This is a genomic window from Pantoea sp. CTOTU46764, assembly GCF_031974595.1.
GTDB lineage: Bacteria > Pseudomonadota > Gammaproteobacteria > Enterobacterales > Enterobacteriaceae > Pantoea > Pantoea trifolii.
Map to the genome: position 1 here is coordinate 13,915 of NZ_DALYOQ010000046.1, position 22,709 is coordinate 36,623.

Consider the following 22,709-nt stretch of genomic DNA (forward strand, 5'->3'; position numbering starts at 1 on the left):
ACAAGGCGGGCGGCCAGCAAAAACAGTTGCGATTCTGCCGCAGCACGGCAAGATCAGCCTCATTGCCGGTTAAGAAGGATTCATCATGTCGATTTGGGTTGATGCGGATGCCTGTCCCAATGTCATCAAAGAAGTGCTGTACCGCGCGGCCGAGCGCGCCAAAATTACCGTGACCTTTGTCGCCAACCAGCCGCTGCGCGTGCCGCCGTCGCCGTGGCTGAAAACGCTGCAGGTCGCAACGGGGTTCGACGTGGCGGATAACGAGATTGTGAAACGGGTGCAGCCCGGCGAGTTGGTGATCACCGGCGATATTCCGCTGGCGGCGGAAGTGCTGGAGAAGGGCGCTGCGGCGTTGAATCCGCGCGGAGAACGTTACTCGACAGATACCATTCGTCAGCGCTTAACCATGCGTGACTTCATGGAGACGATGCGCGCCAGCGGAATTCAGAGTGGCGGACCATCGACCTTAAGCCAACGCGACCGCCAACTGTTTGCTAACGAACTCGATAAGTGGTTACGTCAGCGCTAATCAGACGAAGCTGTCATCGTCATCGTAGTCGCCGCCAAAATCGCCGAAATCATTGTTATCCGCAACGTTGTTATCCCAACCCGAATTATCGTTGTTGAGGAACGCGTTGTTGCTGTCGTTGCCGTTAAAGGTATCGAGGCTGTTATCCACCTGCGGCAACGCCGGTTCGTTGATGATGTTAACGATCTCTTCCGGCTGTGAATGGTGGAACATGCTGGTCAGCATATCCGCCATCACCACGCCGCCCGCCACGCCAACGGCCGTTTGCAACGCGCCGCCGAGGAAGCCAGTGCCGCGTGCCGCCGGTGCGGCATATTGCTGCTGTGGTGGTGGCGCATACTGCTGTTGCGGCTGCGGCGGTGGATTCCCCCACGCTGGTTGCTGTTGCGCTGCCGGGCGCGATCCGCCGCCAAACAGGCTGGAGAGAAAGCCGCCGCTGCTCTGCTGCGGAGCCTGTTGCTGCTGCGCCTGCGCCAGACGATTTTCCAGATCCGTAACCTGCGCGTTGAGTTTTTTCAACGCCGCTTCCTGAATCAGGATCGCCTGCGACATGTAGTAAGGCGCGCCAGGCTGATTTTGTAAATGCTGTTTGATTAACTGCTCTGCGCCAGCATCACGCGGGCCGCTTTGCGTCTCAGCCTGTTTCAGTCGGCTGAACAGATTTTCAATGAGTTGTTGTTCTTCGCTTTGCATGGGGAACCCTCCTTTAAGGTATGCCTCATATATGAGGGCGCGACTTGAGAAAGTAAATCAGCGGCCTGGTAAGGAAATGTTGGCCGCTGTTACATTTGGCCCGATGCACGATTCATGCATTGTTTTTCGCTGGTTTTTCAAACGGCTAGCTTAAGATGTGACTGAAATACGCGTAAATCGTGCCTCGCGGGTGGCTGATAAAATAAAATCCAGGTATTATGCGACGCATTATTGACCTGATGACGTTGCCCGCGCGGCACATTACGGCGGAGGATGAGCCCGGATGTCATTACCCATCTATCTGATCGGCGCACGCGGTTGCGGTAAAACCACTGTTGGCAAGGCGCTGTCACAAGCGCTGGGCTATGCCTTTAACGATACCGATCACTATCTGCAACTCACTACGCAACGCAGCGTGGCGGAGATTGTGGCGTCTGAAGGGTGGGATAGTTTCCGCGCCCGCGAAACGGAATCGCTGCGTGCGGTCACCGTGCCGAATACGGTCATCGCTACCGGCGGCGGCATGGTGCTGGCTGAAGTGAATTGTCGCTTTATGCGCGAACACGGTCAGGTGATTTGGCTGAATGCGCCCTCGGAAGTGCTGGCCGATCGTCTGGAACATCAGCCGGAAGCAGCGCAGCGTCCTACATTAACCGGCCGCCCGATTGCCGAAGAGATGGGCGATATCCTGCGTGAGCGTGCCCATCTGTATCGTCAAACCGCGCATCATGAAGTCAACGCGATGCAATCGCCCGATCGCGTGGTTGAGCACATTCTGCAATCGCTATCACTGGCGCGCGCCAGCTAAATACTCAGATTTCTCTCTGTTTTTTTGCAGCGATCCTCCGTTGTCTATACTTAGCGTTAGGCAGAGGATCACCGCTGTCTGTGGACAACTGATAGAAGAGGGAAAACGATGCCAACTAAACCACCCTATCCGCGCGTCGCGCGTATTGTCGCCGTTGAAAAAGGTTCGGCGGATCAAACCGTCACCTGGTATGAATTACGCGCCGACCATCCCAAACCCGATACGTTAATTAGCGAACATAAATCTGAATCTGAAGCTTTGGACGCAAAAGAGCGTTATGAAGATGCTGGTAAAGATTGATATCGAAAAAGATTAATGTCGGCTGGCAAGGATGCCAGCACTCAATTTGTTATTTTCCGTCGCTAAATGCTTTTTTAATTCCTGCGAAATATCGTTCATCCGCCAATTAAACTGCACGCCTTCCTGCTGAATATTTAACTCGCCTGATATCGTCATCTGATTCCCTATTTAAACCTTATTTTATGCTGCCTTAAATTCCCTCAGAAACGTCCGGCTTAAAATTTGCGCTTGACCGCAAAAGCGCAGCGCTTTATTTTCTGGTTATTGATAGAGGAACTCAGTTCCATATAGTGAAACCGACACCATGACCACACTCGAAAATGCCTCCGCCGTACTGAAGCTGTTTCAGCGATTTGGCGTGACGCAGGGCCATCCCGGCTTAACCTTTACCGAGGTGGTGGATGCGTTGGGGTTGCCGAAAAGTACGGTATCGCGCCTGCTGGCAACCATGGAAAGTGAAGGCTTACTTGAGCGTGACACCGAAAGCCGCTGCTTCCAGATTGGTCGTGTGCTGCTGTCGGTGGCAGGTCACTATCTGTCGACACCGCTGGTGGATAGCGCGTCGGCGCCGATGGCGCGTCTGGCCGCCAGCAGCGGCTGCATGGGCTATATCTCGGTGCTGGATGGCGATGATGTGCTGGTGATGCGCATGTATCACGGCCGTTTCTTCACCCAACTGGTGACGCCGCCGGGCACGCGCGTTTCATTAACCGGCACCTCGACCGGACGCGTGCTGCTGGCGCAGCTCAGTGATGAAGAAGTCCGCGATCGTTTTGCCAGCAACTGGCAGGCGGCTTCGATGAATTCGCCGCTGAGCGTGGATGCCTTATGCCAGGAGTTAGCTGTGATTCGCCAGCAAGGCTGGGCACTGGCGCGCAATGAGACGCTGCCAGGCATCAGCTCGTTAGCGGTTGCGGTAACCAATAAACATCGCGGTGAAAGTGCCGCGCTTTGTCTCTCGTTTTTATCGCAAGAAGCGGCGCCCGGTTATCCGGAGATGCTGCTCAGCGAACTACGCGCAACGGCTGCACTGATGGCCGAAAAGTACGGCGCATAATCCTGTCTGAACAGGAAACCCTATTTTAAGTTTTGAAGGCGTTTATTCGCGCCACACCAGGGAAATAGCAGGTCTTCGGACCTGCTTATTTCAATAATCAGGGAACGATTAATATAAAAACGTTGATGTCCCGCGTGTCGGGCGCTGCGAATTAACGCGTTTTCTACAGGGTGAAAATACGGGGATCTTATGCGTCAAAATAATCCAATAAAAAGTGTTGGCGTTGCCTTAATGCTGGTTCTGCTGTCCGTTGCAGGCGCCATCATTGGGGTTCAGCTTATTACCACTATTGGGGTAACACCCAATACCTCTATTATCGGCGCGCTGTTTGCCATGTTGCTGGCGCGTATTCCACTGCAATGGTTTCGTCGCTATCGCTCCATTGAAGTCCAAAACCTTGCGCAAACCGCCATCTCTTCTGCCACCTTTGGTGCCGCCAACAGCCTGTTGATGCCCATCGCGGTGCCGTGGGCGCTGGGCGAGCCGCAGCTGGTGCTGCCGCTGTTTGTCGGCGTCAGCGCGGCGATGCTGCTCGATGCTTATTTACTCTATCGCCTGTTTGATACGCGCGTCTTCCCGGCCAGCAATGCCTGGCCGCCGGGTGTGGCAGCAGCCGAAGCGATCAAAGCCGGTGATAAAGGCGGTCGTCAGGCATGGTTGCTGGTGGTGGGCATTGTTGGCGGCATCGTCGGTTCGATGCTGAAGATCCCCATGTCGGCATTTGGTACCGCGTTTATCGGCAATATCTGGGCGCTGAGCATGCTCGGTATTGGTTTCCTGCTGCGTGCTTATGCGCAACCGGTTGCTGGTATCGATATCAACGCGCTCTATATTCCGCACGGCGTGATGGTCGGTGCCGGTTTGGTGGCGTTGATTCAGGTGGTGCAGGTGATTCGCAGCCGCCGCAATGATCAGGTCAACGTCAGCCGTAGCGACAGCGAAGTGAAACGGTCGCTGGGTTTCGGCACCGTCGGTTACATCGTTATCTCTACGCTGCTGGCGCTGGCGGGCGGCTTGTGGAGCCAGATGGGCCTGCCGATGCTGGTGCTGTTTATCCTCTACGCCGCCTTTGCTGCTTTCGTGCATGAACTGATTGTTGGTATCGCCGCGATGCACTCCGGTTGGTTCCCGGCCTTTGCGGTGGCGCTGATTACTTTGATTCTCGGCATTCTGCTCGGCTTCCCGCCGCTGGCGTTGTGCCTGCTGTGCGGCTTTACTGCCGCCACCGGTCCGGCGTTTGCCGATATGGGTTATGACCTGAAAGCCGGCTTTATCCTGCGCGGCAACGGTGCCGATGTGCAGCAAGAGCTGTGGGGCCGCCGCATTCAGCTGATCGCCGCGATGATCGCCTTTGTGATCTGTATTCCCGTGGTGTGGTACGCGCACACGATTTTCTTTGCCGAGAATCTGCTGCCGCCGGTGGCGCGCGTCTATGCCAAAACCATTCAGGCCGGAGCCGAGCCGGGTATTGCTGGAAATCTGCTGATGTGGGCGATTCCGGGCGCCATCATTCAGTTGATCGGCGGACCGAAGCGTCAGCTTGGTGTGTTGCTGGCGACCGGTTTATTGATCAACAACGCCGCTGCGGGTTGGGCGGTGATGGTGGGCATCGCGCTGCGCATTATCATCCTGCGCGTGTGGGGCGAGCGTGGACGTTCACCGATGGAGGTGATGGCCGCTGGATTTATCGCGGGCGACGCGCTCTACAGCTTCTTCCATTCACTTTTTGCCAGCGGCACTAAAAAATAATCCAGGGAATTTATTATGAGTTTACAGCAGACACTGCAGGTCTTTGAGTTACTCGATAGCGCCTACATTGATGGCCAACAGGTGGTTGATCTGTTCGCGTGCTATCCGGGCGTCACCGCCAGCACGAAACGCGTCAGCGGGCCCAAAGGGCGGACCGATTTCGTCCGCATCGACATTCCCGGCGCGCAGGGCAAAAGCAACGGCGGCAACGCACCAACGCTGGGCATCATTGGGCGTCTCGGCGGTATCGGTGCGCGTCCAACGCGTATTGGGATGGTGTCAGACGCCGATGGCGCAGTCGCGGCGGTGAGCAGTGCGCTGAAGCTGGCGCAGATGCAAACCAAAGGCGACGTGCTGGCCGGTGATGTGATCATCACGACCCACATCTGCCCGGATGCGCCAACCCGTCCGCACGAACCGGTCGATTTCATGGATTCGCCGTGCGACGACATCACCATGAATGACAACGAAGTGATTCCGGGCGTCGATGCGATTCTGTCGATCGATACCACCAAAGGTAACCGCATTCTCAATCACAAAGGCTACGCGCTGTCGCCGACGGTGAAAGAGGGTTACATCCTGCGCGTGTCAGAAGATCTGCTGCGCATCATGGAGATGACCAGCGGCAAACCGGCGGTCACCTTCCCGATCACCACGCAGGACATCACGCCATACGGCAACGGGGTTTATCACCTCAACAGTATTTTGCAGCCTTCCACCGCGACGGATGTGCCGGTGGTCGGCGTGGCGATCTGCGCCGAATCGGTGGTGCCGGGCTGCGGCACCGGCGCGAGCCACGAAGTGGATATCGCCTTAGCGGTGAAGTTTGCGGTGGAAGTGGCGAAAGAGTTCGGGCGTGAAACCTGTCACTTCTACGACGCGCAAGAGTACGCTCTGCTGCTCTCTTTGTATGGTAGTCTCAGCCATCTGCGCAACCGGAAAGCCTGATGATGACTATCTCCCTGGTCACACTGACGATTGGTCAATCACCGCGCAGCGACATTCTGCCGTTGCTGCTGGAACATCTGCCTGCCGATCAGGTGTCGCATGCCGGTTTACTCGACGGTTTGACGCTGACCGACGTCGAGCAGCAGTATGCGCCCGCGCCGGGCGAAAAGGTGCTGGTGTCGCGCATGATCAGCGGCGAGCAGGTGCGCCTGTCGGGACCCAAAGTGGAGCAGGGACTGCAACGTAAGATCAACGCGCTGGAAGAGCAGGGCTACGACACCATTCTGCTGCTGTGCACCGGCGAATTTGGCACGCTGAAAACGCAATCTGCCTTGCTGCTGGAGCCAGATCGCATCATCCCGCCGCTGGTGCGCGCGATTGTGCAACAACATAAAGTTGGCATTGTGGTGCCGGTGACAGAGCAGATTGCCGAACAGGCCAACAAGTGGCGCAATCTGGATACGCCGCCGTGCTTTGCCGTCGCCAGCCCGTATCTGGCGGAGCAGGCCGATTTGGTGGAAGCGGGATTGTCGCTGCAGGAGCAGGGCGCGGATGTGGTGGTACTGGATTGCATCGGCTATCACCAGAAGCACCGTGATTTCCTGCAGAAAATGCTGGGCATTCCGGTCCTGCTGTCGAACGTGCTGGTCGCCAAGCTGGCGGCAGAATTGATCGTCTAATGCGGAGAGATCACAAGTTGCGATCTGTGGCGCTAATTCGCGTGACAGATCAGCGAGTTCCTTAGTAATCTGCCAGTCACGATAATGTGCTGTGAGGAAGTAATATGCTCAATACAAGTGAGTATTTCGACGGAAAAGTGAAATCCATTGGTTTCGACAGCGTGACCATTGGCCGTGCCAGCGTTGGCGTGATGGCGGAAGGTGAATACACCTTCGGCACCAACCAACCGGAAGAGATGACGGTAGTAAGCGGCGCGCTGAAAGTGCTGCTGCCGGGTGAAACCGAGTGGAAATGGTACGAAGCTGGCGCCGTGTTCAGCGTGCCAGGCCAGAGCGAATTCCATCTGCAGGTGGCCGAGCCTTCGTCTTATCTGTGCCGCTACCTCTAAACTCAACCTGTAGAACATCTTAAACCTGCGACTTCTGTTTGAAGCGCAGGTTTTTTATTGCTCACCCTACGAAAATCCATGCAGGTTTGTCGTAGGGTCGCCATTCATGACGACCAGGTTCGAGGGGGATTAACGCTTCGCTTCGCCGCCCAACGCTTCTACTAAATTGCTGATCAACGCAGCCAGTTCGCTGGTCATCAGAAGGAAATCGGCATCGAAACGCTGGGCGAAATCATCGCGGTCGATGTCATCATTCTGCTCACGCAGCGTGTCGCTAAACTTCAAACGCTTCACTGAAGCATCATCGGCGATGACGAACTGAATGCGTTCCTGCCAGTCGAGCGCCAGTTTGGTGACCACTTTACCGGCTTCAATGTGCGTGGCGATCTCGTCAGAAATCAGATCCTGCTTCTTGCAGCGGATCACGCCGCCATCTTCCAGCATCGCTTTCAGCTCAGCTTCATCCATCAGGGCAAAACCGGCTGGCAGTTCACCTGAGCGCACCCATTCGGTCAGCGTCAGCTCGATCGGATTCTCCAGCGTTAACGGAACTACCGGCAGCGAACCGAGGCTTTTACGCAACAGCGCCAGCGTATCTTCGGCCTTCTTGGCGCTGGCGCAATCGACGATGATCAGGTTGTTAACGGTGTCGATCCACATATACGTCTGGCTGAAACGGCTAAACGCGCGCGGCAGCAGGCTGTGCAGCACTTCATCTTTCAGCGAGTCTTTCTCAGTCTTCTTCAGCTTGCGGCTCTGTTCCGCTTCCAGCTTGTCGATTTTGGCTTCCAGCGCCTGCTTCACCACCGGCGACGGCAGAATTTTCTGCTCGGTGCGCGCGCAAATCACCATCTGACCGTTGATTTCATGCGTCAGCGCTTCACTGCGGTTGCCCATCGGTGAGACCCAGCCGGTTTTCGCCATATCCTGACTGCCGCACGGCGAAAAGGTGAAGGCGTCGAGCTGCTTTTCCAGATCGTCTGCGGACAGCGGAATGTCACGATTCAGACGATAAACCATCATATTTTTAAACCACAACATCGGAATTCCTTACCGTGGGTGCGATCGGGCGCACAAGTCTCAAAGTCAGCGCGCATGATAGCGAAACATCGGATTGGTTTCATTGCCTTTCCCGATTCAGCCTTCTACTGTATTTGTCACCAGAACGAATAATGAGGAATAAATCGTGCGCATCGGGATTGATTTAGGCGGTACCAAAATTGAAGTGATTGCACTGTCTGATCAGGGTCAGGAGCTGTTTCGTCATCGCGTTAACACGCCGCGTGACGACTACGCTGCCACGGTTCAGGCGATTGTCGATTTAGTGCTGCTGGCAGAGGAGAAAACCGGGCAGCAGGGCACGGTCGGCATCGGTATTCCCGGCACGATTTCGCCCTATACGCAGCGGGTGAAAAACGCCAACTCCACCTGGCTGAACGGTCAGCCGCTGGATAAGGATTTAGCGCAGGCGCTGAATCGTGACGTGCGCATTGCCAATGACGCGAATTGTCTGGCGGTTTCCGAAGCGGTAGATGGCGCGGGCGCGGGTCAGCCGCTGGTGTTTGCGGTGATTATCGGCACCGGATCGGGCGCGGGCGTAGCGATTGGCGGTGAGTCGCGCATTGGTGGTAACGGCAATGCCGGTGAGTGGGGCCACAATCCGCTGCCGTGGATGGACGAAGATGAACTGCGCCATCGCGCGGAAGTGCCCTGTTATTGTGGCTTGCAGGGCTGTATTGAGACCTTTGTATCGGGTACCGGTTTTGCAATCGATTATCAGCGTCTGAGCGGTAAAGCGCTGAAAGGCGCGGAGATCATCAAGCTGATTGAGCAGCAGGATCCGGTGGCGGAGCTGGCGATGAATCGCTACGAAATGCGTCTGGCGAAATCGCTGGCGCAGGTAGTGAATCTGCTGGATCCCGATGTGATTGTGCTGGGCGGCGGCATGAGTAATAACGATCGCCTGTATCAAACCGTGCCGGCGCTGATGAAGCAGTGGGTGTTTGGCCGCGAGTGTGAAACACCGGTGCTAAAGGCGGTGCACGGGGATTCGAGCGGCGTGCGTGGGGCAGCGTGGTTGTGGCCGGTTGAGGTGTAGTTTGGGGCTCGCTGTCCCCCTCCTCGGTTTGTGCCTGCTGTCCCCCTCCTCGGTCCTCCCCCATAAATGGGGGAGGAAGATGCTGCCACATGTCAGTGATGAAGCTGCATGTGGCGGCGTCTCCTTCCCCCGTTTACGGGGGAAGGCCGGGATGGGGGACAGCCAGCACTAACCCACTTACTCACCCACTAACATCGAATCCTGCGGTGCGTTATCGCGCTGGGCTTTGGTCGCCAGGAAGTAGACATATCCCACCGCCATAATCGCCACAAACAGGCCGCCAATCACCGGGTTAAACCACAGCATTGCCACCAGACACACCAGCGACAGCACCAGCGCAATGCCGGGCACAATTGGGTAGCCCGGCGCACGGAAGCTGCGTTCCATCTCTGGCGCAGTGCGGCGCAGTTTAAACAGGCTCAGCATACTCATCAGATACATCACAATCGCGCCGAATACCGCCATGGTGATCATCGCGGCGGTCAGCGTCATGCCTTGCAGATTGATAAAGCCATCGCTGTAGATGGCAGCGATACCAATCAAACCCCCGGCGATAATCGCGCGGTGCGGCGTCTGGAAGCGCGACAGCTTGGCTAAACTCTGTGGCAGATAACCGGCGCGGGCGAGGGCGAAGAACTGGCGCGAATAGCCAAGAATAATGCCGTGGAAGCTGGCAATCAGCCCAAACAGACCAATCCACACTAGCATGTGCATCCAGTTGGAGTTTTCACCAACAATCATCTTCATTGCCTGCGGCAGCGGATCGTTGATGTCCGACAGCTTGCGCCAGTCGCCAGCGCCACCGGCCAGCAGCATCACGCCAATCGCTAGCACCACCAGCGTCAGAATACCGGTGATGTAGGCTTTGGGAATGGTGCGCTTCGGATCTTTGGCCTCTTCGGCCGCCATCGCCGCGCCCTCAATCGCCAGGAAGAACCAAATGGCGAACGGAATCGCGGCGAAGATACCCGACATCGCCGGCATGCCGAAGTGATCGCTGCCCGCCCAGCCGTTCGCGGCAAAGTTGGCGATGCTGAAGCCTGGCGACACCACGCCCATAAACACCAGCAGCTCCAGAACCGCCAGCACCGTGACCACCAATTCGAACATCGCCGCCAATTTAACGCCGAGAATGTTCAGCGTCATGAAGACGATATAGGCGCCGACTGCGGCGGTTTTCGGATTGAGATCGGGATATTGCACGTTGAGGTAAGCGCCAATCGCCATGGCAATCGCCGGCGGTGCGAATACGAACTCAATCAGCGTGGCGAGGCCCGCGATCAAGCCGCCGGTTTCACCGAACGCGCGGCGGCTGTAGGCAAATGGGCCGCCGGCATGCGGAATCGCGGTGGTCAGTTCGGTGAAGCTGAAAATAAAACAGGTATACATGGTGGCGATCATCGCGGTGGTGATGAGAAATCCCAGCGTGCCCGCCACGCCCCAGCCGTAACTCCAGCCAAAATATTCACCAGAAATCACCAGTCCAACTGCAATGCCCCACAAATGCAGGGTGCCCAGCGTGGGTTTGAGCTTATTCGTCATCGTCTTTTCCCCGTCGTCATTGTTGGTGCGGCAGCTTCACCGCGCTTTTTTATCTTTGCGCTACAGTGAAGTGATAATGCCGCTGGCTGGCGCGGGAAAACTTGACGCGGGCGCAGTGAGTTTTGTCCTCCACGGTCAACTCTGAGGCAAGAAAAGTGCCAGATGCACGCTGCGGTCAACTTTGGGTTGTCTGCGGTCAAGCAGTCAGGACGACGTCATCCCATGCTGATACCACTTGCTTGATGCTGGAGATTGATGAATGAGTGCCGAACAGTCCGATACCTTAACTGATACTGAAATCACCCTGCTGGCTCATCAGGCGCTGGCCCGTTATCCCGCGGCACTGCGCGGCGAACTGAAGCTGCTGTGCCGGTCGGAAAATGCCACCTTCCTGTTGCAGGCGGCGGGCAAACGCTATGCGCTGCGTCTGCATCGTCCTAACTATCACAGCAAAGCGGACATTCAGAGCGAGCTGCTGTGGCTGGATGCGCTGCGTGACATTGGCATCATGGTGCCGCAGGCGATCCCGGCCAGCGAGGGTGAGACCGTGCTGACGCTGCCGATGGCAAACGGCGCCGAGCGCTATGCCGTGTTGTTCCACTGGATTGAGGGTGACATGCCCACCACCGATGTCGATCCCAAAGCGTTTCAGCAGCTTGGTCACATCACCGCGCGCTTGCACCAGCACAGCCGCAGCTGGCAGAAACCGGCCGGTTTCCAGCGCATCATCTGGGATCATCACACCATGGTTAGCGATCATAGCCATTGGGGACGCTGGCAGGATGCGCCGAACCTCAATCCGGCCGATCACGGCATCGTTGCCGAAGCGGTGGCGCGCGTCGGGCAAGAGCTACAAGGCTTCGGCAAAGGGGCGGATCGTTATGGTTTGATCCACGCCGATCTGCGTCTGACCAATCTGCTGCTGCATAAAGGTGAAACGCGGGTGATCGACTTTGATGACTGCGGGCTCGGCTGGTATCTGCACGATCTGGCGGCGGCGATCAGTTTCGTTGAGCATCATCCGCGCGCCGCCGAATGGGTGGATAACTGGATCCTCGGTTACGAAAAAGTGGCGCACATCAGTGATGACGAGATGGCGCTGGTGCCGACGCTGCTGATCCAGCGTCGCATTCAGATGACCGCGTGGATGGGATCGCACGCGGAAACGGAAATGGCGCTGAGTCTCGGGCCGCGCTGGGCCGATCACTCGGTGCGCCTCTGCCGACGTTATCTGGAAACCAATCAGCTGCCGGTCGGCGTCTGATGCACCAGCAGTGAGCAGCTTTGCGCTGTTGCGGCGCAATTGAGGTCGCCATAAATGGCGACCCTACGACGAAATCCGCAAATCACTCGCCTGGTACGAAAATTGCTGGAATCCTCCACCTGTTTCACATGCGCCACACGCAGAGGTTCCGATGCAATCACTCATCACACCCACTGAAGCCTTCAGCGCTTTGTCCGTCAGCGCCAGCAACCGCGGCGTGTTGGCAGCGGCCGCCACCGGACTGAGCGGGTTTATCACTGACAAAGGCGGCGATGTCGATCGCATCTTTGGCATCAGCGGCATTAACTCCGAACTGCTGGCGAGCCCCACGCTGAGCCTGGGTTTGGTGAACTACTGCCGCGTGATGGAAGAAGCGGCGCGTCATTCCGGTTTTGATAACTTCGGTTTGCATTACGGCAAGCAGTTCAAACCGCAGTCATTAGGCTTGATTGGGTATATCGGCCTCTGTTCGCCGACGTTGGAGCAGGCGCTGCACAACGTGGTGAATGCCTTTCCATGGCATCAGCACGACACGCTGACGCGGCTGGTGGACAAAGGCGAGTGCTGGCGACTCGATTATCAGGTGCGCCACGGCGCGATCCTGTCACGACGTCAGGATGCGGAGCTAACGCTCGGCATGTTCCTCAACTTGATCCGTCACGTCGCCGGCAAAAACTGGGCGCCGCGCGAAGTGCATTTCGAACATCCGCGTCCGGAGCAGTGGCACGAGCACTGCAAAGTGTTTGATGCGCCGGTGTGGTTTGACCAACCGTTTAATTCGTTGTTGATCCCGAAACGCGATCTGCTGCGCAGCATGCCGGAACAGGATCCGATGCTGCTGATGGTGATGCAGGATGCCATCCGCCGCCTGAACAGCTCTGCCAGCCTGCAGAGCGTGGTGGAACAGGCGCGATCGCAGGTGAATTTGTCACTGATGCAGGGTGAACCGGTGCTGGAAGAGATTGCCGAAAAAATGGGCTTGTCGAGCTGGTCGCTGCAACGGCGGCTGCGCGAAGAGGGCATCAGTTTTACCGCGCTGGTGGACAAAGTGCGCTGCGAGATGGCGACACATTATCTGCAACAGAAGCAGCTGCCGATTTCAGAAATGGCGCTGCTGCTTGGTTATTCCGAAGTCAGCGCCTTTTCCCGCGCCTTCCGCCGCTGGTTTGGCATCAGCCCGCGCCAGTGGCGTCAGGATGGCTCGGCGTCGCCGGGGCAAAACCGAACCACGCTGGCTGGTTAACCTCTGGCGGCGGCGGTAAATCTTTGCTTTGTCCAATCAACTGCCACGCGCGCAGGCACAGCGTTTCGTCGCCTTGCGTCTGCGTCACCGCGTAGCGCCCGCTGTTTTGCCACTCGAGCCGCACCAGACATTGCTGACCGGCATAACGCCGCGCATCGCGGAAATGCTGGTTGAGCTGATGCTGCATCTCATCAGCCCACTTGCAGGATGCGCTGCCCGGCGCACTCTGCGGCTGGCACAGGTTGACGATGCTATCCTGTTGCTTTGGCTGAGAATGCTGACAAGCGCTAAGCGCCACCACAATCATTAACCCGCCCAATAATCCCGCCATTCGATTAATTAAATTCATTAATGTGCCTGTGTTTTCACTAAAGATCCTTCCCCTCACTGCCGACAGTCTACAGACCGACTCAACCAATGCTATGGCATTACTCTGACTGTCGGCAGAACCAGAATTTGCCGCAGCCTCGCGGCTTTATCCCCTTTTGATTCATGGATTAGAAATGCAGAAAAAATATGCCCTTGCGGCACTCTCCTTGTTAAGCGCCACGCTGCTCAGCGGCTGCGCAACCGAATCGTCACGCGCGATTGAAGCACCACAGGTGCGTGCGGCCAGCCAGCCCGCCTATCAGGGCGTGCGCAGCCCGATTGCGGTTGGCCAGTTTGATAACCGTTCCTCGTACATGAACGGCATCTTCTCTGATGGCGTTGATCGTCTTGGCAATCAGTCGAAAACCATTTTGGTCACCCACCTGCAGCAGACCAATCGCTTCAACGTGCTGGATCGCAGCAACCTGAAAGAGTTGCAGCAGGAAGCGGGCTTTAAGAAGAGCGAACAGAACATCAAAGGTGCGACTTACATCATCACCGGCGATATCACTGAATTTGGCCGCAAAGAAGTGGGCGATCAGCAGCTGTGGGGTATTTTGGGACGCGGTAAGAGCCAGGTCGCCTATGCCAAAGTCAACCTGAATGTAGTTGATGTCACCACCTCAGAAGTGGTGTACAGCGCGCAGGGTGCGGGTGAATACCAGCTTTCAGCGCGTGAAATCATTGGTTTCGGCGGCACCACCAGCTATGACTCAACCCTCAACGGTAAAGTGATGGATCTGGCGATTCGTGAAGCGGTTGATCACTTAGTAGATGGCATTAACAGCGGCGCATGGCGTCCGGCGAAATAAGGATATTGAGCATGAAAATGTTGCAACTGAGTGCGGCGCTGATCGCTGCGGGCATGCTGGCAGGCTGTGCGCCAAAAGGGCCGGAACCGATCTATTACTGGGGCGATTACCAGCAGCAGATTTACAGCTACTACAAAAAAGATAGCGATCCGCAGAAGCAGATTGAAGCACTGAACCTGGATATTGAAAAAGCTAAATCGGTCAACAAACCGGTCGCGCCGGGCCTGCACGCGCAGCTCGGTTTGCTGTACGCCAAAACCGGAGATACCGATAAAGCCTTCGGCCAGTTTGCCACCGAGAAACAGTTGTTCCCGGAATCGGCGCCATACATGGACTTTCTGATGAAGAAAAAACAAGGAGTTGCTCAGTGAAAAAGCTGATTGTTTCTTTAGGCGTGCTCGCCGCGCTGCTGTTGACCGGCTGCGCGCAAAAAAAAACGTACGACTACAGCGCCTTCCGCGCCAGCAAACCGGCCTCGATTCTGGTGCTGCCTGCGGATAACCGCGCGCCGGATGTGAATGCGGCGAACAGCTTCACCTCGCTGGTAACGCGTCCGCTGGCGGAAGCGGGCTATTACGTGTTCCCTGTGGCGGTAGTGGATGAAACCTTCCAGCAGAACGGATTGACCAATGGCCATGAAATTCAGGCTGTCAGCCCGCAGCGTCTGCATGACATCTTCCACGCCGACAGCGCGCTGTATATTTCGGTGACCGATTACGGCAGCAGCTATCAGGTGATCCAGAGCGTAACCAAAGTGTCGGCGACGGCGCGTCTGGTGGATTTGCGCAGCGGTAAAGAGCTGTGGCAAGGCATTGCCACAGCCAGCGATGCGGAAGATGGCAATAACAATAACGGTGGCATTATTGGCATGTTGGTGTCAGCGGCAATCAAGCAGATCGCCAGCAATGTGTCGGATAAAGCACACACCATCGCCGGGGTGACCAGCGCCCGTCTGCTGGCGCAGAACGAGCAGGGCGGCTTGCTGGTCGGCCCGCGTTATAAGTTGGCGACAGTGAGATAAAAAACCGGTGCCCGCCTAAGCATCGTAGGGTCGCCATTCATGGCGACCTGATTTATTCCCCTGGCAACTCCAGCTTGCTGTAACCCAGCCCATTCATCTTGCGGACGCGGATCTGCACCGGAATACGCTCTTTCATCGCTTCCACATGGCTGATCACGCCGATGGTTTTGCCGCTGGCGTTCAGGGCGTCGAGCGCATCCAGCGCGGTGTCCAGCGTCTCGGCATCCAGCGTGCCGAAGCCTTCGTCGAGGAACAGCGATTCGATGCGCGTTTTATGACTCACCAAATCCGACAGCGCTAACGCCAGCGCCAGGCTGACGAGGAAACTCTCGCCGCCCGACAGCGTGCGCGTATCGCGCGTGGCGTCGGCCTGCCAGGTATCCACTACTTCCAGCTCCAGCTCTTCACTGATGCGGCGTTGCAACAGATAGCGACCGTGCAGGCGATCGAGCTGACGGTTCGCCAGCCACACCAGATGATCGAGTGTCAGGCCTTGTGCGAAGCGGCGGAATTTATCGCCTTTGGCCGAACCTACCAGATCGTTCAGGCGGCCCAACTGCGCCAGCTCTACTTCATCCGTAGCGATTTGCGTCAGCAACGATTGTTGCTGTAAACGCTGTTGTGCATCGCTGTGCAACTGCTGCTGCGCTTCGCCCTGTTGACGGGCGTTGTCACGCAACGTCACGCGCAGCTGTTCCAGCTGTTGCTGAATCGTGGCGGCGACTTCATCGCTGAGATCGGCCGGGCGCTGCTGCTGATGCGCGGTGCAGCGCTGCGTGAGCTGCTCGCTGAGGGTGAGTTGCTGCTGGCGCTGCTGATCGAGCACCTGTAACTGTTGGCGCAGTTCATGCACCTCGCGCTCATCCAGCAGGGCGGCACGCAGCGCCGTTTCATCGGCAAAATCACTCTGCTGCAGCGCGGCGAGGAAGGCGCTTTCGGCTGCGGCAGCGCGTTCACGCAAGGTGTGTTGCTGCGCGGCGATTTGCTCGCACTGGCCATTCAGACTGTGCAGCGAGCTTTGCGCCTGCTGCCACTGCTGTAGCTGCTGCGCCAGCGCCTGTTCACAATGTTGCAGCGCGGCGTGCTGCTGCTGTCGAGCTTCTGCTACGAGACGATCGCCAAACAGCTGCTGACGCTGTTCTTGTTGTTGCTGGCGCTGCTGTTGCAGCGCGCTGAGCGTCTGCTGCAGCTCATCCAGCCGCTGCTGTTCACGCGCCAGATTCTGCTGCAGGCTGCTGCGCTCGCTTTCGGCTTTTGCCAGCTGCGGCTGCAACTCGCCGTGTAAGCGCTCATTTTCCTGCCATGCGCTCCAGCGCTGCTGTAGCCTGTGGAGCCAGCTTTCCCGCTCAGCCGCGTCTGGCAAACTGAGCTGATGCTGCGCTAACTGTTGTTCAAGCTGCTGCGCCAGTTGCTGCATGGCGCTGCGCTCGCGGGTCTCACGCTGGCTGATTTCATCCAGCGTCTGCTGCGTGCTAACGATCTGCTGAAGCGCCAGTTGCTGTTGATTTTGATGCTGCTGCCACAGCTGCTGCTGTTGCAGATGCGCATCCTTCGCCTGCTGCAGCGCACGCGCGGCATTTTCTCGCGTCTGGAGCTGCTGCAGCTGAGTTTGTTCCTGTGCATCCTGCTGCTGTTGCCATTGCGTAAAGTCGTCCTGTTGCTCCAGCGTGCAGGTAAGTGCCAGCTCACCGCTCAGCGCTTGCCATTGGGTGTTCACCGTCGCCAGCTGCTGGTCGTAATCAGCGATTTCCTGCTGCAACGCCTGCTGCTGTTGCAGCGACAGCTTCTGCTGCTCACCTTTGGTGGTGCCGGACTCTTTCAGCTGTGCCACGCGCGTTTCCAGCTCAGTTAAACGCTGCTGATTGGCGCCGGGTTCAAGCTGTTGATATTGCGCGATTGCCGGATGCTGACACGAGCCGCACAGCGGGCAGGGCTGATCCGGCTGCAATTTGGCGCGCTCGTCGGCCAGCTGGGCGATGGTGCGCTCCAGCTCGCAGATTTTGCGCACATCGAGCAGCGCCTGATGTTCCCGTTTGTACTCGTCGCGCAGCGCCTGTAACGCCTGTTCAGCTTCCTGATGCTGCTGCTGAAGCTGCATCAGTTTTTGCTGACGCTGCAAGCGCTGCGGCTGCAGCGCGCGCCACTGCGCGGCGAGCAGGCTGAGCTGCTGGCGTGCGGCACGTTGCGTTTGATGCTGCGCCAGGGCGTCGCGCAGGCTGGCGCTGGTGATCTCGGCCTCAAGCGAAGTCAGTGCTTGCTCCGCTTGCAGACGCTGCTGCGCTGCCTGCGCTTCGGCTTGCTGTAACGGTTGCGCCGCCTTTTCACGCTGAGCCTGCGCCTGCTGATGCTGCTCCAGCTGGCTGCGCTGCTGTTGCTGCTGTGCGATGAGCTGCGTCAATGTCTGCTCGCGCTCATCCAGCCGGACAATCTCCGCCTGCCAGCGCGTCAGTTCTGCGCCCCAATCGGCGACGGCGGCTTCTCGGGGGCGGAATTCCTGCTGCTGCACTAGCTGCTGTTGTAAACGTTCACTTACCTGCTGTTGCTGGCTCAACGCGGTTTGGCTGGTTTGCAGCGCCTGTTGCTGCTGCAGATGCAGCCGTTGCTGTTCATCCCGTTGCTGCGAGAGGGTGGTAATACGTTGATCGAGCGGGATAACCTGCTCGGTCAGCAGCGTTTCGAGCTGCTGCTGTTGCTGTAACGCCTGCTCGCGCGCCTGCTGCGCGGCCTGATAATGGCTTTCGCCCTGTTGCAACGCGGTTTTGGCCTGCTGCTGTTGCGCCTGCAGCTGCTGCGATTGCTGTTCCAGCGTGCGGAGATCGCCTTGAAGCTGTTCGCGCTGCTGTAGCTTCTCGCGCAGTTTTTCTGCCGGTTCGGCCCGCGCCAGCCGCTGACGATCGCCATCCGCCTGCTGCCACGCCTGTTGCGCGGCAAGCAGCGTCTGTTCGGCCTGTTGCTGTTCCTGCATCAGCTGTTGCTGCTGCACCAGCCATTGTTGCTGATGCTGCGCCAGCGTGAGCTGTTCGCTCAGCGATTTCTCCTGCACGGCGAGTTCTGCCAGCTGCTGCGTCAGCTCTGCGCGGCGCGCTTCATCGAGCAGCGACATGCCACCGGCGCGGGCGCGCAGCGTATCCAGCTCGCTGCGTGCGCTACGCCAGCGTTCGTAGATCTGCACGGAAATTTGTCCGTAGATCTCGGTGCCGGTCAGCTCTTCCAGCAATTCGGCGCGTTCGCCGGGTTTGGCATTGAGGAAGGCGGCAAACTGGCCTTGCGACAACATCATTGAGCGGGTAAAACGGGCGAAATCGAGTCCCGACAGGGTTTCAATCGCTTTCAGCTTGTCGCCGACTTTATCAGCGATGATCTGATTATCCGCCACGCGCGCCAGTTCGACGCGCGGCGCCTGCAACTTACCGTCGGCCTGGCCGCGCGCGCGGTTCTGACTCCAGAAGGCGCGCCAGGCTTCGCCTTTGATCTCAAACTCCACTTCTGCCAGACACTCGGCGGTGTCGCGCGTGATCAGCTCATTCTGGGTTTGCGACAGCGTGCCGAGGCGCGGCGTTTGGTGATAGAGCGCCAGACAAATCGCATCGAGTAAGGTGGTTTTGCCCGCGCCGGTGGCGCCGGTAATGGCAAACAATCCGTTGCTGGCAAAGGGCTCACGGCGGAAATCGATAAACCATTCGCCGCGCAGCGCATTGAGGTTCTTAAAACGTAACGTCAAAATTTTCATGCGGATGGATTCTCCAGCGCGGCAAGCTGGGTGCGGAACAGCTGCGTTAACTGCTCGGCCTGTTCAGCATCCAGCTGATCTTCCTGCGCCAGTCGGCGGGCGAAGACTTCTTCCACTTTTAATTCACTCAGGGTTTCGTTCTCCAGCCGTTCGAGGCTGCGCTGCCGCTGTTCGCGGCTGCGGCGCACCAGCAGCACTTCGACCGGCAGATTTTCGGTCAGCGCTTCAATGCGACGTTGCAGATCGCTGAGGTATTCCTGGGTGGTGATCTCAATATCCAGCCAGGTCGGCAGCTCGCTGGTGCTCTCGCTGAACTGCGCCAGCTGATGTTCAATCTCCGCCATCGAGCCTTTCAGCATCTGCATCGGCTGGAAGTGCGGAATGATCAGCGGCGTCACGTCCTTAAGCTTGTCGGAAAACTCCAGCAGGAAGACGCTTTTCTCGCGACCAAGCTCATCAAAACTGAGTGGAATTGGTGAGCCGCTGTAACGAATATGTTCGCTGTTGGCGATGCGCTGGGCGCGATGGATGTGACCAAGCGCGATGTAATCCGCTGGCGGAAACGCCTGCGCCGGGAAGGCATCCAGCGTGCCGATATAGATGTCGCGCACCGAATCGCTTTTAGTGACGCCAACGGTGGTGAGATGGCCGGTGGCGATGATCGGCAGCGCGCTGTTTATTGACTGCGCGGCGGCGAAACAGCGCTGATAATGCTGCTCGATCGCCTCCAGCAGCGAGATCTGTTTTTCGCGACCGGATTGGCCAGCCTGGCTGCGCAGAATGTCGCGCGGACGCAGAAAAGGAATGGCGCACAGCAGCGCACCCGGCACGCCATCGCGCTGCTTCAGGGTTAACACCTGTTGTTCTCCCTGCGGCGTGGCGCTGGTGATCACCTGCGTATTCAGGCAGGCCAGCAGCTCGCGTGATTCATTCAGCGTCGCCACCGAATCGTGATTGCCCGCCAGCACCACCAATTGACAGCCGCTTGGCTGCAGCGCCACCACAAAACGGTTAAACATTTCACGCGCGTAGCTCGGCGGCGAACCGGTATCAAACAGATCACCCGCGATAATCAGCGCATCCACCTGATGCTGCACAATCTGATCCAGCAGCCAGTCGAGAAACGCCTGATGTTCCCGCGCGCGACTTTTGCTGTAAAAGAACTGACCGAGATGCCAGTCAGCGGTGTGAATGATGCGCATGTTTGCTCCGTGCTCTGTTTAGCGAAGGCGAATTATAACCACTTAAGATCACAAAGAAAAAAAGCAGATTTTTATTGTGACATTTCTGTTTTTTATCTATCTATCTTAGGGCGGCTTTTTCATAAAAGTGTCACAAAACTGACGCATAATGGCGCCGCAAATCCCCGTGACACGTTGTCACACTAGCAGGAGTTACAATGGCTAAGCGCATTTTGGTTGTGGAAGACGAAGCTCCCATCCGTGAAATGTTATGTTTCGTGCTGGAACAGAATGATTACCAGCCTATTGAGGCGGAAGATTATGACAGCGCGATTAGTAAGCTGATCGAACCCTGGCCTGATTTAATTCTGCTGGACTGGATGTTGCCCGGCGGCAGCGGAATTCAGTTTATTAAGCATTTGAAGCGTGAAGCCATGACGCGTGACATCCCGGTGATGATGCTGACGGCGCGTGGTGAAGAAGAGGATCGCGTGCGCGGTCTGGAAGTGGGCGCGGATGATTACATCACCAAGCCATTCTCACCCAAAGAGCTGATGGCGCGTATTAAAGCGGTGATGCGCCGTATTTCACCGATGGCGGTGGAAGAGGTGATTGAGATGCAGGGCCTGAGCCTTGATCCATCCTCACATCGCGTGATGTCGGAAACCACGCCGCTGGAGATGGGGCCGACCGAATACAAACTGCTGCACTTCTTTATGACGCACCCGGAACGCGTGTACAGCCGCGAACAGCTGCTGAACCACGTTTGGGGCACCAATGTGTATGTCGAAGATCGCACCGTCGATGTGCATATTCGCCGTTTACGTAAAGCGCTGGAATTGACCGGCCACGATCGCATGGTTCAAACCGTTCGCGGAACAGGGTATCGTTTCTCTGCCCGCTACTAAACGTAAACGGAGTTTTTACCGTGCTGGAACGACTCTCCTGGAAGAGATTGTTGACCGAGCTGGCGCTGGTCTGTTTACCTGCGCTGGTGTTGGGTCTGTTGTTCGGATATCTGCCGTGGTTACTGCTGATTGCGGTGACCGGCGTGATGTTCTGGCACTTCAGCAATCTGATGCGTCTGTCGCACTGGTTGTGGGTCGATCGTTCAATGACGCCGCCCACCGGACGCGGCAGCTGGGAACCGCTGTTTTATGGCCTCTATCAGATGCAGTTGCGCAACCGGCGTCGCCGCCGCGAGCTGGGCAATCTGATCAAACGTTTCCGCAGCGGTGCCGAATCGCTGCCGGATGCGGTGGTGCTGACCACCGAAGAGGGCACCATTTTCTGGTGCAACGGCTTGGCGCAGCAGCATCTTGGTTTGCGCTGGCCGGAAGATAACGGCCAGAACATCCTCAATTTACTGCGTTATCCTGAATTCTCCCGCTATATCCGCCAGCGCAAGTTCGATACGCCGTTGACGCAGATCCTTAATAATCAGCATCATATGGAATTCCGCGTGATGCCTTACAGCGAAGGTCAGTGGCTGATGGTGGCGCGTGATGTCACCCAGATGCACCAGCTGGAAGGTGCGCGACGTAACTTCTTTGCCAACGTCAGTCATGAACTGCGTACGCCGTTAACGGTGTTGCAGGGCTATCTGGAAATGATGGACGACGCGGTGATGAACGAGCGCACGCGCAGCAAGGCGTTGCACACTATGCAAGAGCAGACGCGCCGTATGGACAGCCTGGTGAAGCAGTTGCTGACCTTGTCGCGTATCGAAGCGGCGCCAGCCATCGATCTGAAAGAGACGGTGGATGTGCCGGGCATGCTGCTGCTGTTGCAGCGTGAAGCGGAAACGCTGAGTCAGGGACGTCACACCATCCATTTCCATACCGACCCGCACCTGAAAGTGTTCGGCAACGATGAGCAGCTGCGTAGCGCTATTTCCAATCTGGTCTATAACGCGGTGAATCACACGCCGGATGGCACACGCATCGACATCAGCTGGTTGCGTACCAAACAAGGCGCGCAGTTTAAGGTGTGCGATGACGGGCCGGGCATCAGCGAACAGCATCTGCCGCGCCTTACAGAACGCTTCTACCGCGTGGACAAAGCGCGTTCACGCGCCACCGGCGGCAGCGGGTTGGGGCTGGCAATCGTGAAGCACGCGCTGGGCCATCATAATGCGCGGCTCGAGATCACCAGCGTGCCGCATCAGGAAACCTGTTTCAGCTTCCTGCTGCCGCCACGCTTGATTGTGGCTAGCGCGCTGCAAGAACGTGTTAACTAAGGTCGTAGATACCGTCTTGCCAGTTATCTGGCAAGACATATTTCGGCGTCGAACGGG

Annotated in this window: 23 protein-coding genes; 16 read left to right on the forward strand and 7 right to left on the reverse strand. The window is 57.3% G+C overall.

Annotation, left to right across the window (positions count from 1 at the left end; all coding sequences use genetic code 11):
- Positions 1 to 85 precede the first annotated feature (85 nt).
- Entirely contained in the window at positions 86 to 529 is a 444-nt protein-coding gene (locus RTM06_RS15195; protein WP_312183285.1) for a YaiI/YqxD family protein, read from the forward strand.
- On the opposite strand, the gene RTM06_RS15200 is transcribed toward RTM06_RS15195, so the two are convergent.
- Positions 530 to 1,222: a DUF2076 domain-containing protein gene (locus tag RTM06_RS15200; RefSeq protein WP_179451729.1), complete on the reverse strand. Its 693-nt coding sequence runs from the start codon at positions 1,220 to 1,222 to the stop codon at positions 530 to 532.
- A gap of 283 nt (positions 1,223 to 1,505) precedes the next feature.
- Here RTM06_RS15200 and aroL point away from each other — a divergent pair, with 283 nt between their 5' ends.
- Together aroL and RTM06_RS15210 are read left to right on the forward strand one after the other, a co-directional pair.
- The gene (gene aroL / locus RTM06_RS15205) at positions 1,506 to 2,030 is read left to right on the forward strand and encodes a shikimate kinase AroL (RefSeq protein ID WP_312183288.1); all 525 of its coding nucleotides are present in this window, start codon (positions 1,506 to 1,508) and stop codon (positions 2,028 to 2,030) included.
- Positions 2,031 to 2,138: 108 nt separating this feature from the next.
- Positions 2,139 to 2,330 carry a YaiA family protein gene (locus RTM06_RS15210; RefSeq protein ID WP_312183290.1) on the forward strand — a complete coding sequence of 64 codons (192 nt, stop codon included), beginning with the start codon at positions 2,139 to 2,141 and terminating at the stop codon, positions 2,328 to 2,330.
- A 12-nt stretch (positions 2,331 to 2,342) separates the two neighbouring features.
- On the opposite strand, the gene RTM06_RS15215 is transcribed toward RTM06_RS15210, so the two are convergent.
- Positions 2,343 to 2,486 carry a hypothetical protein gene (locus RTM06_RS15215; protein ID WP_312183292.1) on the reverse strand — a complete coding sequence of 48 codons (144 nt, stop codon included), beginning with the start codon at positions 2,484 to 2,486 and terminating at the stop codon, positions 2,343 to 2,345.
- A gap of 148 nt (positions 2,487 to 2,634) precedes the next feature.
- On the opposite strand from RTM06_RS15215, the gene RTM06_RS15220 reads away from it, so the two are divergent.
- From RTM06_RS15220 to ppnP, 5 genes are all read left to right on the forward strand, one after another.
- Positions 2,635 to 3,387, forward strand: a complete 753-nt coding sequence (locus tag RTM06_RS15220) for an IclR family transcriptional regulator (protein ID WP_154191709.1) — start codon at positions 2,635 to 2,637, stop codon at positions 3,385 to 3,387.
- A gap of 189 nt (positions 3,388 to 3,576) precedes the next feature.
- Positions 3,577 to 5,136: an OPT/YSL family transporter gene (locus RTM06_RS15225; RefSeq protein ID WP_265299835.1), complete on the forward strand. Its 1,560-nt coding sequence runs from the start codon at positions 3,577 to 3,579 to the stop codon at positions 5,134 to 5,136.
- 15 nt (positions 5,137 to 5,151) lie between these two features.
- Positions 5,152 to 6,084 carry a DUF1177 domain-containing protein gene (locus RTM06_RS15230; RefSeq protein WP_312183296.1) on the forward strand — a complete coding sequence of 311 codons (933 nt, stop codon included), beginning with the start codon at positions 5,152 to 5,154 and terminating at the stop codon, positions 6,082 to 6,084.
- 2 nt (positions 6,085 to 6,086) lie between these two features.
- A complete protein-coding gene (locus tag RTM06_RS15235; RefSeq protein ID WP_312183316.1) occupies positions 6,087 to 6,764 on the forward strand; it encodes an AroM family protein in 678 nt (225 codons plus the stop codon).
- 104 nt (positions 6,765 to 6,868) lie between these two features.
- Positions 6,869 to 7,153: a pyrimidine/purine nucleoside phosphorylase gene (gene ppnP, locus RTM06_RS15240; RefSeq protein WP_008106067.1), complete on the forward strand. Its 285-nt coding sequence runs from the start codon at positions 6,869 to 6,871 to the stop codon at positions 7,151 to 7,153.
- Positions 7,154 to 7,282: 129 nt separating this feature from the next.
- Here the strand turns inward: ppnP and rdgC are convergent, their stop codons facing one another.
- The gene (gene rdgC / locus RTM06_RS15245) at positions 7,283 to 8,194 is read right to left on the reverse strand and encodes a recombination-associated protein RdgC (RefSeq protein ID WP_312183298.1); all 912 of its coding nucleotides are present in this window, start codon (positions 8,192 to 8,194) and stop codon (positions 7,283 to 7,285) included.
- A 145-nt stretch (positions 8,195 to 8,339) separates the two neighbouring features.
- Between rdgC and mak the strand changes: the two genes are divergently transcribed.
- Complete coding sequence (mak, locus tag RTM06_RS15250) at positions 8,340 to 9,251, forward strand: fructokinase (protein ID WP_312183299.1); 912 nt, start codon at positions 8,340 to 8,342, stop codon at positions 9,249 to 9,251.
- A 177-nt stretch (positions 9,252 to 9,428) separates the two neighbouring features.
- Here mak and eat read toward each other — a convergent pair whose 3' ends face one another.
- Complete coding sequence (gene eat, locus RTM06_RS15255; protein WP_061717487.1) at positions 9,429 to 10,793, reverse strand: ethanolamine permease; 1,365 nt, start codon at positions 10,791 to 10,793, stop codon at positions 9,429 to 9,431.
- A 259-nt stretch (positions 10,794 to 11,052) separates the two neighbouring features.
- On the opposite strand from eat, the gene RTM06_RS15260 reads away from it, so the two are divergent.
- A complete protein-coding gene (locus RTM06_RS15260) occupies positions 11,053 to 12,057 on the forward strand; it encodes a phosphotransferase enzyme family protein (protein ID WP_271460121.1) in 1,005 nt (334 codons plus the stop codon).
- 151 nt (positions 12,058 to 12,208) lie between these two features.
- Positions 12,209 to 13,300, forward strand: coding sequence for an AraC family transcriptional regulator (locus tag RTM06_RS15265; protein ID WP_061717485.1), 1,092 nt, complete (start codon positions 12,209 to 12,211; stop codon positions 13,298 to 13,300).
- Here the strand turns inward: RTM06_RS15265 and RTM06_RS15270 are convergent.
- Positions 13,230 to 13,649 carry a cell envelope integrity protein TolA gene (locus RTM06_RS15270; RefSeq protein ID WP_293791681.1) on the reverse strand — a complete coding sequence of 140 codons (420 nt, stop codon included), beginning with the start codon at positions 13,647 to 13,649 and terminating at the stop codon, positions 13,230 to 13,232. The genes RTM06_RS15265 and RTM06_RS15270 overlap by 71 nt on opposite strands.
- 154 nt (positions 13,650 to 13,803) lie before the next feature.
- Between RTM06_RS15270 and RTM06_RS15275 the strand changes: the two genes are divergently transcribed.
- Genes RTM06_RS15275 through RTM06_RS15285 form a run of 3 tightly spaced genes read left to right on the forward strand, consistent with a single transcriptional unit; the run spans position 13,804 to position 15,502 of the window.
- The gene (locus RTM06_RS15275) at positions 13,804 to 14,481 is read left to right on the forward strand and encodes a CsgG/HfaB family protein (protein WP_265299824.1); all 678 of its coding nucleotides are present in this window, start codon (positions 13,804 to 13,806) and stop codon (positions 14,479 to 14,481) included.
- An 11-nt stretch (positions 14,482 to 14,492) separates the two neighbouring features.
- Entirely contained in the window at positions 14,493 to 14,852 is a 360-nt protein-coding gene (locus tag RTM06_RS15280) for a DUF4810 domain-containing protein (protein ID WP_256695763.1), read from the forward strand.
- Positions 14,849 to 15,502, forward strand: coding sequence for a DUF799 domain-containing protein (locus RTM06_RS15285; RefSeq protein WP_312183307.1), 654 nt, complete (start codon positions 14,849 to 14,851; stop codon positions 15,500 to 15,502). Before RTM06_RS15280 ends, RTM06_RS15285 begins: the two co-directional genes overlap by 4 nt.
- A gap of 52 nt (positions 15,503 to 15,554) precedes the next feature.
- Here the strand turns inward: RTM06_RS15285 and RTM06_RS15290 are convergent, their stop codons facing one another.
- Together RTM06_RS15290 and sbcD are read right to left on the reverse strand one after the other, a co-directional pair.
- The gene (locus RTM06_RS15290; RefSeq protein WP_312183309.1) at positions 15,555 to 19,232 is read right to left on the reverse strand and encodes an AAA family ATPase; all 3,678 of its coding nucleotides are present in this window, start codon (positions 19,230 to 19,232) and stop codon (positions 15,555 to 15,557) included.
- On the reverse strand, positions 19,229 to 20,434 hold the full coding sequence (gene sbcD / locus RTM06_RS15295) for an exonuclease subunit SbcD (RefSeq protein WP_312183311.1): 1,206 nt from the start codon (positions 20,432 to 20,434) through the stop codon (positions 19,229 to 19,231). Before sbcD ends, RTM06_RS15290 begins: the two co-directional genes overlap by 4 nt.
- Before the next feature lie 197 nt (positions 20,435 to 20,631).
- Between sbcD and phoB the strand changes: the two genes are divergently transcribed.
- Positions 20,632 to 21,321: a phosphate response regulator transcription factor PhoB gene (gene phoB / locus RTM06_RS15300; protein ID WP_265299816.1), complete on the forward strand. Its 690-nt coding sequence runs from the start codon at positions 20,632 to 20,634 to the stop codon at positions 21,319 to 21,321.
- Positions 21,322 to 21,341: 20 nt separating this feature from the next.
- Positions 21,342 to 22,652 carry a phosphate regulon sensor histidine kinase PhoR gene (gene phoR / locus RTM06_RS15305; protein WP_312183313.1) on the forward strand — a complete coding sequence of 437 codons (1,311 nt, stop codon included), beginning with the start codon at positions 21,342 to 21,344 and terminating at the stop codon, positions 22,650 to 22,652.
- The last annotated feature ends 57 nt before the right edge of the window (positions 22,653 to 22,709 follow it).